The 18,401-nt window shown below is 42.4% G+C and carries 17 protein-coding genes, 1 tRNA gene and 1 pseudogene; 5 read left to right on the plus strand and 14 right to left on the minus strand.

What is annotated here, in order from left to right; translation table 11 throughout:
* Positions 1-11: 11 nt before the first annotated feature.
* A complete protein-coding gene (rsgA, locus tag PCY71_RS07910; RefSeq protein WP_048773915.1) occupies positions 12-890 on the minus strand; it encodes a ribosome small subunit-dependent GTPase A in 879 nt (292 codons plus the stop codon).
* Positions 891-1,124: 234 nt separating this feature from the next.
* Positions 1,125-5,807, minus strand: coding sequence for a Cna B-type domain-containing protein (locus tag PCY71_RS07915; RefSeq protein ID WP_301412503.1), 4,683 nt, complete (start codon positions 5,805-5,807; stop codon positions 1,125-1,127).
* A gap of 195 nt (positions 5,808-6,002) precedes the next feature.
* On the opposite strand from PCY71_RS07915, the gene PCY71_RS07920 reads away from it, so the two are divergent.
* Positions 6,003-6,085: transfer RNA gene (locus PCY71_RS07920), tRNA-Leu, on the plus strand.
* A gap of 31 nt (positions 6,086-6,116) precedes the next feature.
* Here the strand turns inward: PCY71_RS07920 and PCY71_RS07925 are convergent.
* From PCY71_RS07925 to PCY71_RS07955, 7 genes and pseudogenes are all read right to left on the minus strand, one after another.
* Positions 6,117-6,509 (minus strand): annotated as a pseudogene (locus tag PCY71_RS07925) (hypothetical protein); the annotation flags it as partial.
* 55 nt (positions 6,510-6,564) lie between these two features.
* Positions 6,565-7,437 carry a 16S rRNA (adenine(1518)-N(6)/adenine(1519)-N(6))-dimethyltransferase RsmA gene (gene rsmA, locus PCY71_RS07930; protein ID WP_048773912.1) on the minus strand — a complete coding sequence of 291 codons (873 nt, stop codon included), beginning with the start codon at positions 7,435-7,437 and terminating at the stop codon, positions 6,565-6,567.
* Positions 7,438-7,457: 20 nt separating this feature from the next.
* Positions 7,458-8,312: an SDR family NAD(P)-dependent oxidoreductase gene (locus tag PCY71_RS07935; RefSeq protein ID WP_048773911.1), complete on the minus strand. Its 855-nt coding sequence runs from the start codon at positions 8,310-8,312 to the stop codon at positions 7,458-7,460.
* A gap of 11 nt (positions 8,313-8,323) precedes the next feature.
* Positions 8,324-8,914: a ribonuclease M5 gene (rnmV, locus tag PCY71_RS07940; protein ID WP_192837344.1), complete on the minus strand. Its 591-nt coding sequence runs from the start codon at positions 8,912-8,914 to the stop codon at positions 8,324-8,326.
* Positions 8,886-9,656: a TatD family hydrolase gene (locus PCY71_RS07945; RefSeq protein ID WP_009660099.1), complete on the minus strand. Its 771-nt coding sequence runs from the start codon at positions 9,654-9,656 to the stop codon at positions 8,886-8,888. Before PCY71_RS07945 ends, rnmV begins: the two co-directional genes overlap by 29 nt.
* 95 nt (positions 9,657-9,751) lie before the next feature.
* Complete coding sequence (locus tag PCY71_RS07950) at positions 9,752-10,993, minus strand: MFS transporter (protein ID WP_048773909.1); 1,242 nt, start codon at positions 10,991-10,993, stop codon at positions 9,752-9,754.
* Between the two features lie 130 nt (positions 10,994-11,123).
* A complete protein-coding gene (locus tag PCY71_RS07955; protein ID WP_048773907.1) occupies positions 11,124-12,206 on the minus strand; it encodes a helix-turn-helix transcriptional regulator in 1,083 nt (360 codons plus the stop codon).
* A gap of 205 nt (positions 12,207-12,411) precedes the next feature.
* Here PCY71_RS07955 and PCY71_RS07960 point away from each other — a divergent pair, with 205 nt between their 5' ends.
* Genes PCY71_RS07960 through PCY71_RS07970 form a run of 3 tightly spaced genes read left to right on the plus strand, consistent with a single transcriptional unit; the run spans position 12,412 to position 14,533 of the window.
* A complete protein-coding gene (locus tag PCY71_RS07960; protein WP_048773904.1) occupies positions 12,412-12,888 on the plus strand; it encodes a DUF2975 domain-containing protein in 477 nt (158 codons plus the stop codon).
* Between the two features lie 8 nt (positions 12,889-12,896).
* Positions 12,897-13,115, plus strand: coding sequence for a helix-turn-helix transcriptional regulator (locus tag PCY71_RS07965; protein WP_002899126.1), 219 nt, complete (start codon positions 12,897-12,899; stop codon positions 13,113-13,115).
* 2 nt (positions 13,116-13,117) lie between these two features.
* Positions 13,118-14,533: a DUF4153 domain-containing protein gene (locus PCY71_RS07970; protein ID WP_048773902.1), complete on the plus strand. Its 1,416-nt coding sequence runs from the start codon at positions 13,118-13,120 to the stop codon at positions 14,531-14,533.
* A gap of 131 nt (positions 14,534-14,664) precedes the next feature.
* Here PCY71_RS07970 and PCY71_RS07975 read toward each other — a convergent pair whose 3' ends face one another.
* Together PCY71_RS07975 and PCY71_RS07980 are read right to left on the minus strand one after the other, a co-directional pair.
* Positions 14,665-15,225, minus strand: coding sequence for a DNA-3-methyladenine glycosylase I (locus PCY71_RS07975; protein ID WP_048773901.1), 561 nt, complete (start codon positions 15,223-15,225; stop codon positions 14,665-14,667).
* Between the two features lie 11 nt (positions 15,226-15,236).
* Positions 15,237-15,701 (minus strand): pyridoxamine 5'-phosphate oxidase family protein, encoded by a 465-nt coding sequence (locus tag PCY71_RS07980; RefSeq protein WP_048774131.1) that lies wholly within the window; start codon positions 15,699-15,701, stop codon positions 15,237-15,239.
* 24 nt (positions 15,702-15,725) lie between these two features.
* Between PCY71_RS07980 and PCY71_RS07985 the strand changes: the two genes are divergently transcribed.
* A complete protein-coding gene (locus tag PCY71_RS07985) occupies positions 15,726-16,343 on the plus strand; it encodes a YafY family protein (protein ID WP_048773899.1) in 618 nt (205 codons plus the stop codon).
* A 61-nt stretch (positions 16,344-16,404) separates the two neighbouring features.
* Here PCY71_RS07985 and rpmH read toward each other — a convergent pair whose 3' ends face one another.
* From rpmH to jag, 3 genes are all read right to left on the minus strand, one after another.
* Positions 16,405-16,539, minus strand: coding sequence for a 50S ribosomal protein L34 (rpmH, locus tag PCY71_RS07990; protein WP_075202721.1), 135 nt, complete (start codon positions 16,537-16,539; stop codon positions 16,405-16,407).
* A 138-nt stretch (positions 16,540-16,677) separates the two neighbouring features.
* Positions 16,678-17,310 carry a hypothetical protein gene (locus PCY71_RS07995; protein ID WP_048773898.1) on the minus strand — a complete coding sequence of 211 codons (633 nt, stop codon included), beginning with the start codon at positions 17,308-17,310 and terminating at the stop codon, positions 16,678-16,680.
* A 48-nt stretch (positions 17,311-17,358) separates the two neighbouring features.
* The gene (jag, locus tag PCY71_RS08000) at positions 17,359-18,384 is read right to left on the minus strand and encodes an RNA-binding cell elongation regulator Jag/EloR (protein WP_002908633.1); all 1,026 of its coding nucleotides are present in this window, start codon (positions 18,382-18,384) and stop codon (positions 17,359-17,361) included.
* Between the last annotated feature and the right edge of the window lie 17 nt (positions 18,385-18,401).

The following is an 18,401-nucleotide window of genomic DNA, read 5'->3' on the forward strand; positions in this document are numbered from 1 at the left end:
AGTTCTTCTCCTTATTTAGAATTTTTTTTGGCAACTTTTTTATAGGTTTCCCGGCGATTTTCAATCTCGCTGAGAAACTGCAGGTAATTATCAAAGCGGAATGACGCTATCTGGCCGGCCTCAACTGCTGGCTTAACAGCACAAGCCGGCTCGTGAGTATGGGTACAAGTACGAAACTTACAGGATTGGCTGAACTCAGCAATCTCTGGAAAAGCTTGATTTAGATCTTCAGCTGTACTCACCTCGTAATCCAAAGATGAAAATCCTGGCGTATCGGCAATCTTACCGCCGTTTAGATTGTAAAAGCTGACAGCCCGTGTCGTATGACGGCCGCGGCCCAGACTTTCAGAAATCTCTCCTGTTTCAAGCTGCAAGTCCGGGGCGATTTTATTGAGCAGAGTGGACTTTCCTACTCCAGTCTGTCCCATGAAAACAGTGATTTCCCCTTTCAGCCGTGGCAGCAACTCCTCAGTAGCCTTAAGGACCTCATAACCGATGGCCTGATAGGCCTGTACATAGGCATCCAAGCTCTGCTCATCTTCAAGCAGATCTAACTTGCTGATGTAGATAATAGGATGAATCTGTTTATGCTCTAAAAGCACCAGAAAACGATCCAATAGATTAGCATTGAAATCTGGCTCTTTCGCGCTCATGATTACAACTGCCTGGTCAATGTTGACAATCGGAGGCCGAACCAGGCTGTTTTTACGCTCTGCTATTTGTAAAATATAGCCTTCCGAGTCTTTTTCTGCTGAAAATTCGACTTCATCACCGACATAAGGTGTCTGCCCTTTTTTGCGAAAATTACCCCGCGCTCTGGTTTGATAAACCTGTCCATCCGACTCTACATAATAGAAACCAGCCAGAGCCTTAATGATTTTTCCTTGCAAGATTGCTCCTTAAAAGTTAATACACTCATTATAACAAAAAATGCGAGATTTAGCTTGCTTGTTTTACATAGAAGGCATTTCTTAAGGTTGGATCCATTTTTCATAGAAAGCAGCTGCTTTAAAATATTTGGAATAAAAACGGCATGATAAAAGCGAACAAGTCCAAAAGAACCTGTTCGCTTTTTTATATCGAATGAGATGCTCACTGTAATTTTCAGTAAGTCACAAAACTGATTAGCTGCGTTTCGCCTTAGCCATCAGCATTCCTCCTGCGAGAAGAGCCGCTAAGAAGCCAAGAATAGTAACAAGAAGACTTTCTTCCTGTCCAGTACGAGGAAGAGCTTTCCCTCCGACTTTCGGAGCTTGACCGCCTGGCTTATTAGTTATCGCTCCGTCAACAACCTCTTTCTTAGCAGGGATATGACTAAAGGTCAGCTGAGTACCGTTGATCTCAAGCTTGTAGCCATCAACTGGATCAGCCGCAACACTATAGACAATTTCCTTGCCATCCTTGTACTTAGGAAGGCCGCTAAAGTCATACTGCCAACCATTTTCTCCTGACACAACCTCTTCTTTGATTGGCTTGCCATCTGCCAAGAGGCGAACAGTAATCTTAGAAGGTCGTACCTTATCTTGATTTTCAGCATCTGACCATACCGCAGTTCCCTTAACAGCAATCTGTGTTGGTTTATAGCTGTTAGTCAAAGTGAAGCTACCATCTGTTGCTTGTTCTTGGCTGCTGCTATACCCCTCAACCGTCACTTCTTCAAGGACTGTATAGTTGATTTTCTTGCCCTTCCTATTCTTAGGCAAATCCTTAGACTCAAACTTCCAGTCAGTAGTAGCTGTTACTTCCAGTTCATCTACTACCTTGTCTCCGTCCAAAATCTTGACCTTGATAGATGCTGGGCGCTTGCCATCTTGATTATTAGCATCATCCCAAACCTTTTGACCAGAGACTTTAACGGTTTCTGGAGTATAGGAGTTGGTAACGGTGAACTTATCAATCTTAGTTTCATACTGAGCAACAGCATCTTCTTTAAGTGTGTAGGCAATCTCTTGACCATTTCTATATTTAGGCAGGTCTTTAGATTCAAACTTCCATCCATTAGCAGCTGTTACTTCAAGCGTATCAACAATAGTGCTTCCATCCATTACTTTAACTGTAATAGATGCAGGGCGTTTACCATCTTGATCATCTGCATCATCCCAAACTTTCTGACCAGAAACTTTAACCTGCTCTGGAGTATGAGAGTTAGTGATTGTCTGACCTTCTACTTTCGGACTGTAACCTTTTTCTTTCAAAGCGGCTACTGTTGCATCATCTTCTTTGACAGAGTAGGTAATCTCCTGTCCCTTGTCAAACTGAGGCAGATTGGTGAAGCTTGCTTTCCATGTGTTGTCATCTGCCTTATCAGCAGCCGTCAAGGTCAATGTCTTACCTGCGACAGCAACTGGCTCTTGACCGTTTACTGAGCTATACAGTTGCACTGTGATAGAAGCTGGACGCTTGCCATCTTGGTTATTAGCATCATCCCAGACCTTCGTAACAGCATACTCCGTACTTTGAGGAGTGTAAGAATTAGTAATGGTGAACTTATCAATCTTAGTTTGATAGTCCGCAACTGCTTCTTCAGTAACTGTGTAGGCAATCTCTTGACCTGCTGCATACTTAGGAAGGGCTTTAGACTCAAACTTCCAATCGTTAGCAGCTGTTACTTCCAGCTCATCTACGACAGTATCGCCATTTTTCACCTTAACCTTAACAGAAGCTGGACGCTTGCCGTCTTGGTTATCCGCGTCATCCCAGACTTTTTGACCAGAAATCTTGATCATCTCTGGAGTGTAAGAGTTGGTAACAGTGAAATCTTTGATTTCTTTAGTGTAGCCAGCTACATCATCTTCCTCGATAGAGTAATCAATCTTCTGACCATTTTCATAAACTGGCAGATTTTCAAATTTAGTTTGCCATTGATCAGCAGCCGTCACTTCCTTGCTAGCGACTTCTGTCTTGACACCGCCGACTGTCTTCATCAGCTTAATGCTAATCTTAGTTGGACGCTTGCCGTCTTGATTGTCGCTGTCATTCCAGGTCTTGCTAGCAGTGATTTCTGTCTTTTCTGGTGTATAAGAGTTAGTGATATTGTAGCCATTAAGATTAGTTGAATAACCCGGTACAGCTTCTTCCGTTACTGTATAGGTAATTCGTTGGCCATCCTTGTAGACTGGCAAGCCAGTAAAGTTGTAAGACCAGCCTTCTGCCTCTCCGACTGTTTGGGTATTGACTTTTTGACCGTCAGCCAGCAGATTAACTGTGATAGAAGCTGGACGTTTGCCATCTTGGTTATCGCCATCTTCCCAAGTCTTGCTGCCAGACACAGTCGTTGTCTCTGGAGTGTAAGAATTGGTGATGTTGTAACCCTCTACCTTACTAGTATAACCTGGAACAGTTTCCTCACTTACGGTATAAGTGATTTCTTGGCCTGCCGCATACTTAGGCAAAGCCTTGGACTCATACTTCCATTCGTTAGCGGAAGTCACATTTTGCTCATCAACAACCGTATCACCATTCAGAATTTTAACCTTAACAGAAGCTGGACGCTTACCATCTTGGTTTTCCGCATCATCCCATTTCTTCTGACCGGAAACCTTGACCGTTTCTGGGGTGTAAGAGTTGGTGATGTTGTAGCCGTCCACCTTGCTCGTGTAGCCCGGTACAGCTTCTTCTGCAACAGTATAAGCAATTTCTTGACCTGACGCATATTTAGGAAGAGGATTAGATTCATATTTCCAACCGTTAGCAGCCGTCACTTCCTGCACATCGACAATATCTTGGCCTTTCAAGATCTTGACTCTAACAGCATTTGGGCGCTTGCCGTCTTGGTTTTCCGCATCTTCCCACTTCTTCTGACCAGAAATCTTGATTGTTTCTGGTTTGTAAGTGTTGGTCACTACAAAGCCGTCAGCAGCATTGCCAGTTACCTGAGATTGATAGTGAGGGACCGCGTCTTCTTCCAGAGAATAAACAACTTCTTGTCCCTTTTCATATTTGTTCAAGTTGGCGAACTCGGTTGCCCACTGGTCAGCTTCAGTCAGAGTTCGGTTCGCAACTTCTGATTTCTGACCGCCGACTTCTTTATAAAGTTTGACAACAACATTGGCAGGACGTTTGCCGTCTTGATTCTCGGCATCATCCCATTTCTTGCTGGCTTTGATAGCGATTTTCTCTGGCGTACGAGTATTGGTAACAGTGAGATTCCCCTGATCTACTTCTGGAGCATCGTAACCATCAAGCTGATCTTCACCGATTGTATAGGTGATTTTTTGACCGCTTGCATCAAAGATTGGTAAATCAGTTGTCTGAGCTGTCCACTCCGCATCTGTACTACCGCCAGTTACGGTCACTGTCTTATCAGCCAGTTTTTGACCGTTAGCGTAGACATCTACAGCAATAGAAGCTGGACGCTTGCCGTCCTGATTGCTTTCATCTTTCCAAATTTTCTTGACTGTCAGCTTTTTGCTGGCATTTGGATCTACCGTATTCTTGACTGTTTTGACTGCACCATCAGCCTTGATAGTCACTTTCATCGGATTGCTGTCCAGTACATAGCCTTCCGGAGCTGTGACTTCTTCTACTGTGAATTGGCCTTTCTTGATTTCTTCACTTGAGAAAGGCTGTGTAGAAACCCGCCCGTTAGCATCAGTCGGCGGCAGAGTAATCTCTTGGCCGCTAGGAGTTGTCACCTTAAAGACAGCACCTTCCAGCATTTTGCCAGTCTTAGAATCCTGCTTATAGAGAACCAGACTGTTGCTGATATCCGCTGTGATAACACCGCCTTCTGTAATCCGGCTGCTGCGCTCTACCGTAGAGCTCGTCTGACCAGGACGATCATCTCTGAATGGCAGTTTTGTATTATCAACTTCCATCTCAGCCGTATTGGATACCAAAGAACCATCAGCTGGTGAAGTTGTCATATAGTTCAACATAAAGGCACGATTACCTGGATTATTGATAGTTAGAGTAAACTCTGTATAAGTGTCATTATAGGCAACCGTATAATCTTGACCTTCTTTCAAGATAACAGAATTCGCAATACTTGATAAACTCTGTGTGTACTCCCCTTGGCGAAGGACAAGTTGCTCCGGAACGAATTGCATTGGTGCACTGCTATCTGGAATGACGTCCTTGATAACAATCGGAGAATTATAGGTCTTTTGCTGAGTATTGATACGAACAGTCCAGTTATGCGAGTAGTCACCGCTCTTGCCTAGAATAGCCGAATTATATGGCTTCTTAGCAATGACCCCTCCAATCTTAGCGTAGTTTTCACCAGCTGTTGAAAAACTGTTTTGTTTGCGCTCGTTAATGGTTACCTTATGGCTCATCGCGCCTTGAGTTTCCTCAGGCTTATAATTCCAGTCTTGATCAGCACCTACTGTCGTCGCCTGAAAATCAAAGAAGAAGCTCCCTCTTACTCCACTAGCAGTTGTCTTAGACTTGTAATCTGCCAAATTCTGAATAGTAACCGTGATCAGACCACCCTTACCCGAACCATTCGACGTCATCTTAGCCGCTCCAAGTTGGACCTGCGTTTCATTATCCGTCAGAGTAAAAGTTGTACCATCAGCAATGGTTGCACCGTTCGGTACTGTAAAGGTAAAGGTATCCCCATCCTTGAGCTTGTTATCGTAAGCAGACAAATCAAAAACTAGCTCATAGCGATAATTCCCCCCTTGGACCAAATTGTAAGCACCGTTAACCTTGGTTGCTTCGCGGCCATTAGAATGATCCCAGATTTTAATGTCTGTGATTGCATTCTTCAAAGCATCAGCTTGAGCAGTTGCTGTAAACAGCTTCAAATCCAGCAAAAACAGAAGGGGCAGCATCAAAAACAGCAGCCATTTTTTCAGTTTCATAACATTCTCCTTTTTTATTTCGTTACCTAAATAAGTAATTAATCTTATTGTAACAAATACTTACTATAATGGCAATATTATAGAACTATTTTAGTAAAGAAAAAAATAGAAATTTTTCCGCTTTTTTTACTGTATGAAAAAAACTGATATTCTCTATTGGCATTTTCACAAAAATAAGTTATAATAGAATCTCAAGCGGAGGTGGTGGAACGGCAGACACGCATGCTTCAGGCGCATGTGCCCGTACGGGTGTGAGGGTTCAAATCCCTTCCTCCGCATAAAAAGCAATCCTATCATGATTGATAGGATTTTTTTGTTATTATGAAGTAGAATTACACTGCTGAGAAAAGCCAGAAAGGTCAGTCCCCCTGTTAAATACTTCTCTAATAGACTCGCGGTCACAAAGAAATTGAAAACAGTAGCCAAAAAGAGAAAAACAGTTCCACTTAAGATGATCTTTCTCAGAACAGAAGACTCCAAGCTACTTCTTAGCCAGCCTCCAAACGATAAATAACTGAAACTAAAGAAACCCCACAGCAAGAAAAGCAGGAAGTTGACAGGCCTCAGCCATAAAGGAAATACTATATAAGTGCCGCCAAATACCAAACATCCCAGAGGCAGACCTAGCATAAGCAGGAAATGGAGTAAAGACTGCGAAAACCAGAGCAGGGCAGAAAACAAAGACAGAAATTTCACTTTCATATTTACCTCATTAGCAAAATAGAAGACCAGCTATATAGAGCGATCTTCTATTTTTTTATAATCCTTCAGACTTCAAAGCGTCTGCCAAGCGCGCAAATTCCTCTAAACTAAGAGCTTCTCCCCGAACACTTGGAGATAAGTCAGCTCGTTCTAAAGCCGCTGTCAATTTACCTTTAGTCTCCTCTGACTTTCCAAAACAACTAGTCAGGTTATTCCAGAGAGTCTTCCGACGGTGGACAAAGCTGGCCTTGGAGACCTTGAAAAAGAATTTCTCGTCCTGTACCGCAACAGCAGGCTGGTCTCTGCGCACCATCTTGAGAATAGCCGAATCTACATTAGGCGCTGGCACAAAGACTGTCCTCGGCACGATAAAAGCAACCTTGGCCGTCATATAATACTGGACTGCGATTGACAAACTACCATAAGCCTTGGTATTCGGCTGAGCCGAAATCCGATCGGCCACTTCTCTCTGCATCATCACGACGAACTCACTAAAAGGAATTCCGCTTTCAATCAAATGCATAAGAATAGGCGTCGTAATGTAGTAGGGCAGATTTGCCACTACCTTGACAGGCAGGTCTGGATTTTTAAACTCTGCTATGTACTGAGCCAGATCAACCTTGAGGATATCTTGATTGACCACTGTCACATTGTCAAAATCGCGCAGAGTATCCGCCAAAATCGGCACTAGCCGATCATCAATCTCAAAGGCCATGACCTCTGCAGCATTTTCCGCCAAAAATTCCGTCAAAGCCCCAATACCAGGCCCAATTTCAATGACATTGACATTTTTATCAATCTCGGCTGTATCCACAATCTTCTGGAGGATGTTGGTATCAGTCAGGAAATTCTGACCGAAAGATTTTTTAAAAGTGAAACCGTGACGCTCCAGAATGGCACGGGTCACACTATGGTCTGCAATACGCATCTTTTCTCTTTTCTAATTCTTTATTCGTTATCTTTTAAGAAAGTCATTTGCTCAAGCAAAGTGCAAAGTTTTTTCTGCTCTTCTTCCTTGTAAGCAAATGCGTTAGCCTTTACTTCTCTGCATTTCTCATCATACAAAAAGCCCTCATAACCATCTTCTGTAGATAAGGCTGTATAGACTTTCGCCATTTCTTCAGGACCAATCGAAAATCTCGACTTAATTTTATACAGATTTTTCATAAAAGCGCTGAGGTGATCATAGCGGCGCATATCAACTTTGACATTGGTTACACGGATTGCCTGAATTTTGATGCCTTTCCACTGTTTCTGCATGTAAAGGGATAGAATCAACAAGGCCAGCTTATTCTGATAATATGTCTTAGCAGGACTGTAATGTTTTTGACCGGATAAATTTTCAAAATCAAGCTTCATGAAAGGATAAAGCACCAGTCCTTGAGAAGAAACATTAATAATTCGGCCACTTTCTGACTTTTCTAACAAGCCCTTCAACAAGGTAGAAAGTAAAAAGGGAGCAACCACGTTGGTCGCAAATTGTTTTTCCAATCCGTCTTTGGTAAGAATTGGCTTTTTGATTGATAAGTCAAAATCAGCCGCATTGTTAATTAAAACATCTAAAGTCACTTCTTTTTGGATATACTGCTCCACTGCTTTCCTGACGCTCTTCATCTCAGATAAATCAACCAAGATATAATCTACATGCGAATTTCCTGTTTGTTGACGGATTTTCTCACAGGCTTGCTCAGCAGCTTCTTTTCGCCGGCAGAATAAGGTCACTGACCACCCCTTTTCAGCCAACTGTTTTGCAGCCTGATAGCCAATACCACTATTGCCGCCCGTAATAATTACTTTTTTCATTTTTGACTCCGTTAGTCTGAATACTTAAGCATCACTTCTTCCACTTCCGTCAAGGTCACCCCAAACAATTCCAAGCGTTTAAGCAGCTGCTTGCCGTTAGAATAGCCGATGCGGAGCTGATCACCCAGATACTCTCGGCGCTGACGGCTGTCACTTCCCATAAGCAGTCCCAGTCTTACGAGGTCACTTTTGCTGATATCAAAATTATCCTCATCATCGAAATATCCGACTAGACCAGCCAATGCTTGCTGCAAATCTGCAAACGAAGCGTGCTCTACTCCCAGCGATTGACCTTTGTTCTTAGACTTGGGAGCCGCCTCATCACGGCGGAGAAAGGCATGCTGAGCAGTTGGCACTGCCTCCATAATCATTCGACGGATACGCTCGCCATTGTAGTCTGGATCAGTAAAGACAATAACGCCACGCAGCTGGTGCAGTTTCTCAATCCGCTCTAGATCTTCTTCATTGATAGCGGAACCTCTCGTCTCATAAGTATCAACTTCATAAAATCGCTGCAGATTGGCTGTATCATCCTTCCCCTCAACGACAATTACCTGAGGGATTTTTATCTTATCAGTCAAGCCCAAACACCTTCTTTGCATTGTCATAGGTCGCCTGCGCTGCTTCTTCGACAGTCAGCCCACGCAGCTCAGCAATTTTCTCTACCACATAGCGAGTATAGGCTGTTTTGTTTTCTCGGCCACGCTTGGGAACAGGCGCTAGATAAGGCGCATCAGTCTCGACGAGAATTTTGTCCAAAGGCAGGTTCTGCGCAGCTTCTTGAATATCCGTCGCTTTTTTAAAGGTAACAACTCCAGAAAAGGAAATCATCATCCCTAGCTCGATAAAGCGCTCTGCCATTTCCAAAGAACCGGAATAAGAGTGCATGATACCGCCCCGAGAACCAACTCCCTCACTCTTGATAATCTCATAGGTATCCTCCAATGCGTCACGTGTGTGAACGACAAAGGGGAGGTTCAGTTCTTTGGAGAGCTGGATTTGGCGTCGAAACACCCGCTCCTGAACATCCTTGGGCGCAGTCATCCAGTGATAGTCCAGCCCAATCTCGCCCAGAGCCACCACTTTGGGGTGACGAAGCTTGTCCAGCAGATAGGCTTCCACCGCCTCATCATAAGTCCCAGCCTCAGTCGGATGCCAGCCAATCGTAGCATAAAGCTGATCATAACTGTCTGCTAACTCCAAGGCGCGCTCAATAGTCAGTCGGTCAAAACCGACAATATTTATTTTGCTGACGCCCATTTCTGCAGCCAGCTGCAGTTCCTCTTCCTCTCGACCAGCAAATTCTTCCACATTTAAATGCGTGTGTGTATCAAAAATCTTCATGGTTTACTTCCTTGTATTTCCTGTCCTTTATTATACCAAAAATGACCTGAAAAATCAGAAGTCTCTTCAAAGCAGAAAAATAAGATAGCTGCCATTCAACAGCTATCCGAATCTGCCTTCAAGTTCTCCATTGGAATAATCAAGTAGAAAGACAGTGCCAGCATTAACACAAGCGGGAGGAGAATATAAATAACCCCCAAACTGCTGGCAAGAGCTATCAACAGCATAGATAAAACACTAGGAACAGCCATGCTAAATAAATTAATAGCTGACTGGATAGCTCCCATGGACTCTTCTGGTATTAGGCTGAAAACAGATTTCTGCAATCTTGGACTCAGCAGACCGACTGTAACAGAGCAAGCAAAGCTCGCTATCAGGACAAGTAAAAAATTTTGCCAGAAAAAACCGCAAAGAATAAAACCTTCACATACTTGGCTACTATACATAGCAAGCTTCGTCGAAAGTTTTTTCAGCAAACTGCCACTCAAAATATTTCCTAAGATCAGACCAGCGGAACTTAGAACAATTAACACGGCAATGGACTGACCAACCTGCAAATTCCAAAAAGGCCTTTTCAGCAACAAAAGAGTCGCTACTGGCGTCAGAATATTCAGAGTGACCTGTCCAAAGGTTGAAACCAATAATAACCTCACAACATTTTTCAATCCCAGTAAGACTTTAAGAGAATCCAATAAATGCTGCCAATAATTTTCTCTATTTAGCTCCTTGGCACTGCTGAGCTCCGGTTCTAAATCCTGTAAGCTTTTACTAATATGCCAAAAACCAAGGTAAGCTAGTAAGAATGTCAGAGCATTTAGTCCTGCCAAAGCTCCAATACTCATCCAAGCGATGAGAAAACCGCCAGCTAGATTCCCCAAAATATGAACCAGACTCATACTAGCCTGTCGAAAGCCCATAGCAGAGGTCATATCTTGCTCAATCACCTTTACATAAACAGGGGTCAGCATGGCACCTGAAAAATAACTCAGACTATCCGACAGAAAGTTAATCAGGCAAATCACAAGCAGAGTCAAGAAAGAGAAATCTTGTCCAAGAAGCAAAAACGTTACCAGGCTATATAGCACGACCTTACTAAACTGTATAAGCAGGTATTTATGAATACGATTCTTTTGAAAGTCCGCCGCAACTCCCGTAAAAACTTGAATTAACTGGGGTAGCGTTTCAGAAAGAGAAATCAATAAAACCGCAAGTGGAGCAAAGGAATAGGCGGAAACATAGTTCATCAAAGCCAAATAAAAAACAACGTCTCCAAAACCTGAAATCCATTGATTGATGAGCAACTGGCGAAAATTTTTGTTTTTTGTAAAAACAATCATACGACATCTCCTTTACTCTTGTTAGATTTTTGTTTAACAAATCATAGCAATAAATTAGTCAATTGTCAAATTTTTATTAGATTATTATTTTACAAAAAGAAGACCTAGAATGAATCCAGGTCTTCTCAAACTATTTTAGGTCTTGTTTGAGCTTCTCTATAATTTTTTGAATCAGTTCTTTGTTGACCGTGTATTTAACAGAATCATCATCCACCACAAGCTCCAGCAAGCCAGAATTTAGCAGCTTCTGCGTATGGAATGAGATAGAGGCTCTTGTAAGCCCCAGTTTTTTAGCTATATCTTTATTCTTGGCATGCGGCTGAATCAATTCAATCAAGACTTTATAGCGTGTTTCATCACCAAGAGTTTTTAAGGTCAGAGCCAATGTTTCATCATTAAGCTCCGATTCCGCCTTTGATAACTGGGAACTTCTCGTCGAAAGGACTAAGGAATAGGAAGTGAAATCAGGAACCTTTTCGAGAAAAGAGTCAATAAACATGGGTGACAGAACAAATATTTGTGTGTCCTTTTCAAAGAGCTTGGCATTCTGCTCTTCGTCATCCATCACATCAGATAGGCTAAATTCTTGTTCAAAAGCTAGTACTTCCTGCTCAAACTGCTCATAAATAGGCTGATAGAGCTCGAACACTCTTTCCAACAAGGAAACTAATTGGTTCCGAAGCTTCTCTGGATGCTGAATAGCTTGGTACCAGTACCATTTATTTTCCGGAGACTTATCACTATTCTCTATAAAAGCCAGCAGATTCTCAGGACGTTCCTTGGCAACTTCCCCAGCAGAAAGCTTAAGTGATAAGCAATAGATGATTTGCTTTGCGTCTAGTTTTTTCAGACATTCTAACAAGTCATGCAAATTGGCCGGATCTTCTCCTTTTTCTAGCAAGTAGAGGTAGAGGAGCGGAGCCAGTCCCACCGTAGCTCCTTCAAACAAACTAACCGCAACAAGCTCGCTTTTCAAAGGAAGTAAAGCCTGATAGAGCTTATCATAGTGCGGCTGTACATCAAGAAGCAGCTCCTTTTGATTCTGCCGTAAATCCTTCCACATATGTTTATCATCCCTTGAAACGATGGCAGGCACCATGAGAAATTCATATAACTTACTACGATAGTGAACAAGCTTTACACCCACAGATTCTTCCCTCCTTACACATACTCCGCTTCTGACCAGAAAGAGTATACAATTCCTGTTTTTCATTATACCAAAAATCAGGCGAAATATTCATCGTCTTCCACTCTGTTCATCTCCTGACAAGAAATCCATCTCTATACAATAAGAACTTTTTAGAATCTTTCATCTAGTCCTTAAGACTGATTTTATCTTTTTTCGATAGTTTTTTATTGATTATCGATAAGAGTCGTGTTATAGTTACTAAGAAATGAAACGTTAGTCGGAGGAAATTATGACAGACAAAATGAAAAAGACTGCTGAAGATATGAGCATTACTCTTACAAAAATCAGTATCAGCCTTTTATTTATTGCTTCCATTATCCTGATTGCTCTTGGACCTTGGGTCGTCAATCTAGTTATCAAATTTCCCTCTCCTTTCTTTCAAGGGGAGACGCGTTTTTGGATCTTGCTGCTGCTCGGCTATGTCCTAGGCTGCCTAGCGCTGGCCTGCATTGTCCATCTCTATCGGCTCCTTAGCCGCATCGGTAAAAATCAGGTCTTTATCACACAAAATGTTCAGTACATGCGCTATCTTGGCTGGGAAGTCGGCACTGTCGCTCTTATCTCCCTCTTTATGGGACTGACAGCCTATTTGCCCATGCTCTTAGTCACTGTTTCTTGCAGTATCTTGACCCTGATTATCCGTGTCATCCGCAACGCCTTTGGCAAGGCCATTGAGCTGCAGGATCAAGTGGACTACACTATTTAGGAGGTCTTATGATTCAGATAAATTTAGACCTTGTCATGGCGCAAAAGCGCATCAGTGCTGGCCGTTTAGCAGAGCTGATTGACCTAACACCAGCCAATCTATCTATCCTAAAAAATAATCGAGCCAAGGCCGTCCGCTTTTCAACACTCAACGCTCTCTGCCGTGAACTAGACTGCCAGCCTGGCGACATTTTGGAGTATATCCCTGACGATGAGGAGGAGAAATAATTATGGAATATCCAGCACAAGAGCAGATGAATGTCCAGCCTTGTCTGCCCGCAGAAGCAGAACGACAGACCATCTTCACAGGCCTAGAGGATAAGCAACTGCGATTCTTTAAAATCAGCTATCTAATCCTCTATCTTTTAACCTACTTTTACTCTGCAGTATTTTTTAATTATCAAACTGCATCCTTTTTCCCTTTTGCAATTGGTCTTATATTGCTAAGCGAAGCCCTAATCAGGAAATTGGCCTATCCATCACTGCAGATAAAAAATCTTGGCAGCAGATTAGAGGCTAGAAGCTTTCTGATCATGACGCTAGCTCAAGCTCTGGCTTTAAGTCTCTGGGGGCTTCATCGTCAGCTAGAATTGTTTCAATTTCTAGCCATCCACATCTCATTCGCTTTCTATATTCTGTCCCGCACCGGCTGGTTAAGCCAGGGGCGTTTGGGTATCCTGGTCTGGTTTGATGCCATTCAAGTCTTCTGTATCCTGCCCTTTAAAAATTTCATTGCTGCTATTCTAGTCTTTATAGAAGGCAAGCAGCAGGACTCTTCCGACTGCTCTGATAGTCTATCTTCAAAGAAATCCCAACAGCTCGCGATTATTGTCAGCAGCTTCTTTGTAGCAGGAATCTTGGTCTACTTTGTCTGGTCCCAGCTAAGTCAGGTTTCAGACAGCTTTGCCTCCTTCTTCAGCAATACCGCTGATATTATTGAGAATCTACTTGACTCCCTCTTTTCAAGTCTTGATAGCAGCATGATTCTCTTCAAGGCCTTCCTGGCTGTTCCTGTCAGTCTCTACTTGTATGGCCTCCTAGCCGGCAGTCTGTTAGGCAAAAAAGATACTAAACTTAGCTACAAAAAATTCCAAGCAAGTATCCGCCCTTTGCGAGTAGCACCCGCTTTCGCAGCCTACATTATCATCGGCAGCCTCTGCTTGACCTATGCGCTCTTTTTCCTGACGGGTCTGGGTGAGCTCGGTCAGCTCCTAAGCGCCGGAACAGTAGCTCAGTCTATTTCTCCCCAGAATGCTTCGACTGTTGCCGTAGCTGGTTTCTGGCAGCTGGTTCGGGTCTCTATCCTTAACTTTGCAGTCCTAGGCGTCTTCTATCTGATTGCCAAAAAACCGCTCTGGGACCAGAAAGGGACACGATCCGCAGCTACTATTCTCTTTATCTTTACGGGTCTGCTGGCCTTGCTAGCTGGCTGGAAATTATTTGGCATCTATATCTACCTTTACGGACCAACACCGCTGCGCTTGATTTCGGCTTGGTTCATCCTAGTTCTCTTAGTCTGGTGCCTACTGACCCTGATTCGTTTCTATAAACCTATCCAAGCTATCCGCATCGGTATCTTTTACGCCCTGATAAGCTTTACCTTACTCTGCTATCTGTATCCAATACTTTTACCAGTAGCAAAATAAGCAACTGTACTTAACTATACACAAAAAACCAGAAAGAAAATCAATTTCTTTCTGGTTTTATTCTCCTTTTTTACATCATTTACCGGTGTTCGATAATAGACCGCTCACCTTTCTCATTCAAAGGAAAAAAATTATATTCTCAAATCACAGGTCAGCAAATGATCATTGACCATGCCAATGGACTGCATAAAGGCATATACAGTCGTAGAACCAACAAAAGAAAAACCTTTCTTTTTGAGTTCTTTACTAATTTTATCGGATAGATCCGTTCGAGCGGGCACCTCTTCAATACTAGACCATGAATTGACAATCGGTCCATTCTTTACAAAAGACCAAATATAAGAATCCAAACTACCATATTCTTCTTTTAGTTTTAAATAGGCTTTAGCATTTTTTATAACTGCCTTTATTTTCAGCTTATTTCGTATCACTCTTTGATCACTAAGCAATTCTTCAATCTTCTGCTCGTCATAGTTGGAGAGTATTTCAGGATTGAAGTTTTCATAAGCCTCTGTCATAGCATCCATTTTTGACAAAATAGTTTGCCAGCTCAAGCCCGCCTGCTGACCTTCCAAAATCAACATTTTAAAGAGTTTATGCTCGTCATGCACAGGTCGCCCCCAGTCATGGTCATGATAATTTCTCTCAAGCTCACTATTTTCAGCCCAATTGCATCTTTTTATCTCAACCATCTATTTTCTCCTTATAGTTTGATTTTCTCAACTTGATTATTATCTAAGACCAAGAAAGCATCAGAAAAAGAGACTTCAAAAACTTGCAAGGAGTTTATGTGTTGCTCAATAATATCTTGATAATAAGGATACTTCTGGACAAAAACGCTTCTTATATCCTCAATAGAAAGTTGGCTTTCTTTGACTCTTCCTTGAATCCGGACATACCTCCCATCACCTTTCGGGACTGTTGTAAGAGCAATACGATTATTGATTGCCAGCTCTTGGATTTTATGACTATTTTTAAATGAGATAAAGAACAATTTCTTTGTCTCCTCATCATAGTAAAAATTTACAATTCTTACATTTGGGATATCCTTTACAGAAGTTGCTAGGGCCATTTCTGTCTGTTCTGCCAATAAGGCCTTAAAATATTGCTTCATATTTGACTCCTTTATTATTTTCTCTAAAACTAGTATAATATAAAAAGGTATCATTATTTGAAACCATTTTATAAAAATATGGAGCTTAGCATGAATAAATCTCAAAGAATTAACGATATGCTTATTTTTCTCAATAAGAAAAGACAATTCAATCTAAAAGATATTATGAATCGATATCATATTTCAAAAAGCACTGCCCTTCGTGATATTGCCAGCCTTGAAACGCTGGGAATTCCTATTTATTCTGATTTAGGTCGGAATGGCAGTTATAAAATTCTTAGCAACGACTTGTTATCTCCTATTATTTTCTCCATAGATGAAATTTCTGCCTTGTATTTTTCCATGCTGACTCTGGAAAACTACAATATGTGCCCTTTTGATATTGACCTGCAAAAATTAAAAGAAAAATTTGAAAACTCGATTTCAGAACAGCAGTTAAGCAAGATTCAAAAAATTGAGAAAATCCTTCAACCAGAAGTCAGGAAAACAATCAACAACTCTCAGTTGCGAATCATTCTTGATATTTTATTGCACAGGCAGGGAGAATTTTTTCCAATTAAGTATGAACAGCAGTCTCTTCAGGTTCAATTTATCAAACTATTTAGCCACAAAGGAGACTGGTATGTAGAAGTCCTAAATAAAGACACTGGCCAAAAAGAGGAACTTTCCTGCCAATCTATCGACTTTAGTCAATAAATTAAGACAAAAAAAACCAGCGGTCTCGAGTCTCCGCTGGTTTCTTGATAAATCGTTTGGATTAAGCAGCCAAAACTTTGCGTCCTTTACGACGGCGAGCTGCCAATACACGACGACCGTTTTTAGTTGACATACGGTGGCGGAAACCATGTTTACGCGAACGACGGATTTTACTTGGTTGATAAGTACGTTTCACGATGAATACCTCCTCTTAGATTCTTGTATTCGTTTAGCCGGCTAGTTGTGATCAGTTACTAAACATACTTTACTATTCTATATGATTCCGGGGCTTTTGTCAATACTTACTTAAATAACTTTCTCTTTGTAAACGTAATCATATGGTCCGAGTTGCCTCATAAAAGGGAATCAAGGCTGTCATGGCCTCCTGCAGCTGGGACAGCACTTGCTCTCTTGAAGCAGTCTGAGAAAGGGGAATATCGTATTTGACTAAGACCTTACGAACCTGACCGGCCGCTAACTGTCGAGTAAGGAACTGGCGATTTTCCTCTGTTCCTTCAAAGCGCTGACTCACACCATCTATCTGAGCAAAATAGTAAGCTGGCGACTGAATAGGCAACTCCAAGACCCGATTTTGCTTGCTGAGGCTGTGCTCATCTTTCTTGCGCTCCATGAAGCTCACCTCCAGCGATACCCCAAAATCTTCTGCAGTTCCATACAAGCGCAGGGCAAACATAGGTTCTGTGATTTCCCCATAGCCTTTAAGATAATTCCAAAAATGGGGCCGCAATATCTGTGCCTGATTCATCCACTGGCTGGTTCGCTCCAAGGTCAGCTTGGGATAGAGACTCTGAAAATCCTTGACCAAGTCCGCAAACTCCTTGCGTGCCGCCTGGCCTTTAGCTCTCAACTCCAACATAGACTCACGCAGCTGCCCTGCCTTGTCTGGAGATATATACTTAGCCCCTTGATGAGGCAGATAATTTTCAATAGCTGGAAAAAGTGACATAAAAATCCTTTCTATATGCAAAAACCAGCATCTCTGCTGGCTTTCTTTTTATTCGCTATCAATATCCACGACGACATAGCGGTTAGGCTCGTCGCCTTCGGAATAGCTAGTCACGCCATCGATGCGAGAGATGATGCGGTGGATAATTTTGCGCTCGCTGTTAGACATAGGGTCAGTGTGCTGACCGCGTCGGTCTTCCAAAGCCCGCTGAGCCAGTTTCTGCGCATAGCTTTGCAGCACTTCTGCCCGATGCTCAACATAATCATTGACATTAATGGAAATATAGAAGCTCTTAGAATATTGGTTATAAAGATAGTTTTGCGCCAAGAGTTGCAGAGCTTTCAAGACTTTTCCGTGGTAGCCAATCACGCGCCCCGGTTCATTGGTATCAATCTGCATGTTAATGGTACGGCGGTTGTGGCTGCTGGAAATACCCGCTTCAACATCCATCTCATCAACGATTTTCTGAACATAGTTCGTTACGTTGTCAACCACTTCTTCAATATCGTAGTCAGCTTCGACTTGGATGCCTAAGTCAGCAAAAGAGCTTTCTTCCGTTTCTGTCGGCTCAGCCTTGTCTTTAGCCGCTTGTTCAAAAGAGATAACCTTGCTATCGTCCGCTTCTGCTTGAGCAACTGCCTCATCAATAGCTTGGTTGGTCTTGAGAAGATCAATGGTGCCAGTCTCTTCTAAAATCGTATTGGCTTGCTTATCATTTTTGAGAATTTCAGCCTTGACCTCATCTGAGATAACTTCGCCTTCTCCTTCGACCTTCTTGATGGCAGCTACCACACGGCCCAAATCAACCGTTGCTTCACTGACAGACTGCACAGGCTCATTCTGAGCGTTAATCTCTTCGGGAACACCTTTTACAGCCTTTTGATTGGCCTTGACAACTGTCGTCTCAGCAATCGGCTCGACATCCACCTGAGCTGGCTTCTTGCCAAACAAGCCTAAAAAGCCTTTTTTCTCACGAGAAATAACAGTGATATGAGCTCTCATCCGTGGAATATCCAACGTTTTCAAGCCATTTTGAATGGCTTCTTCAACACTTGCTCCTGTAAAAATAACCATTGCAAGAGTCCTCCTTC

Source organism: Streptococcus sp. SN3 (assembly GCF_030439905.1).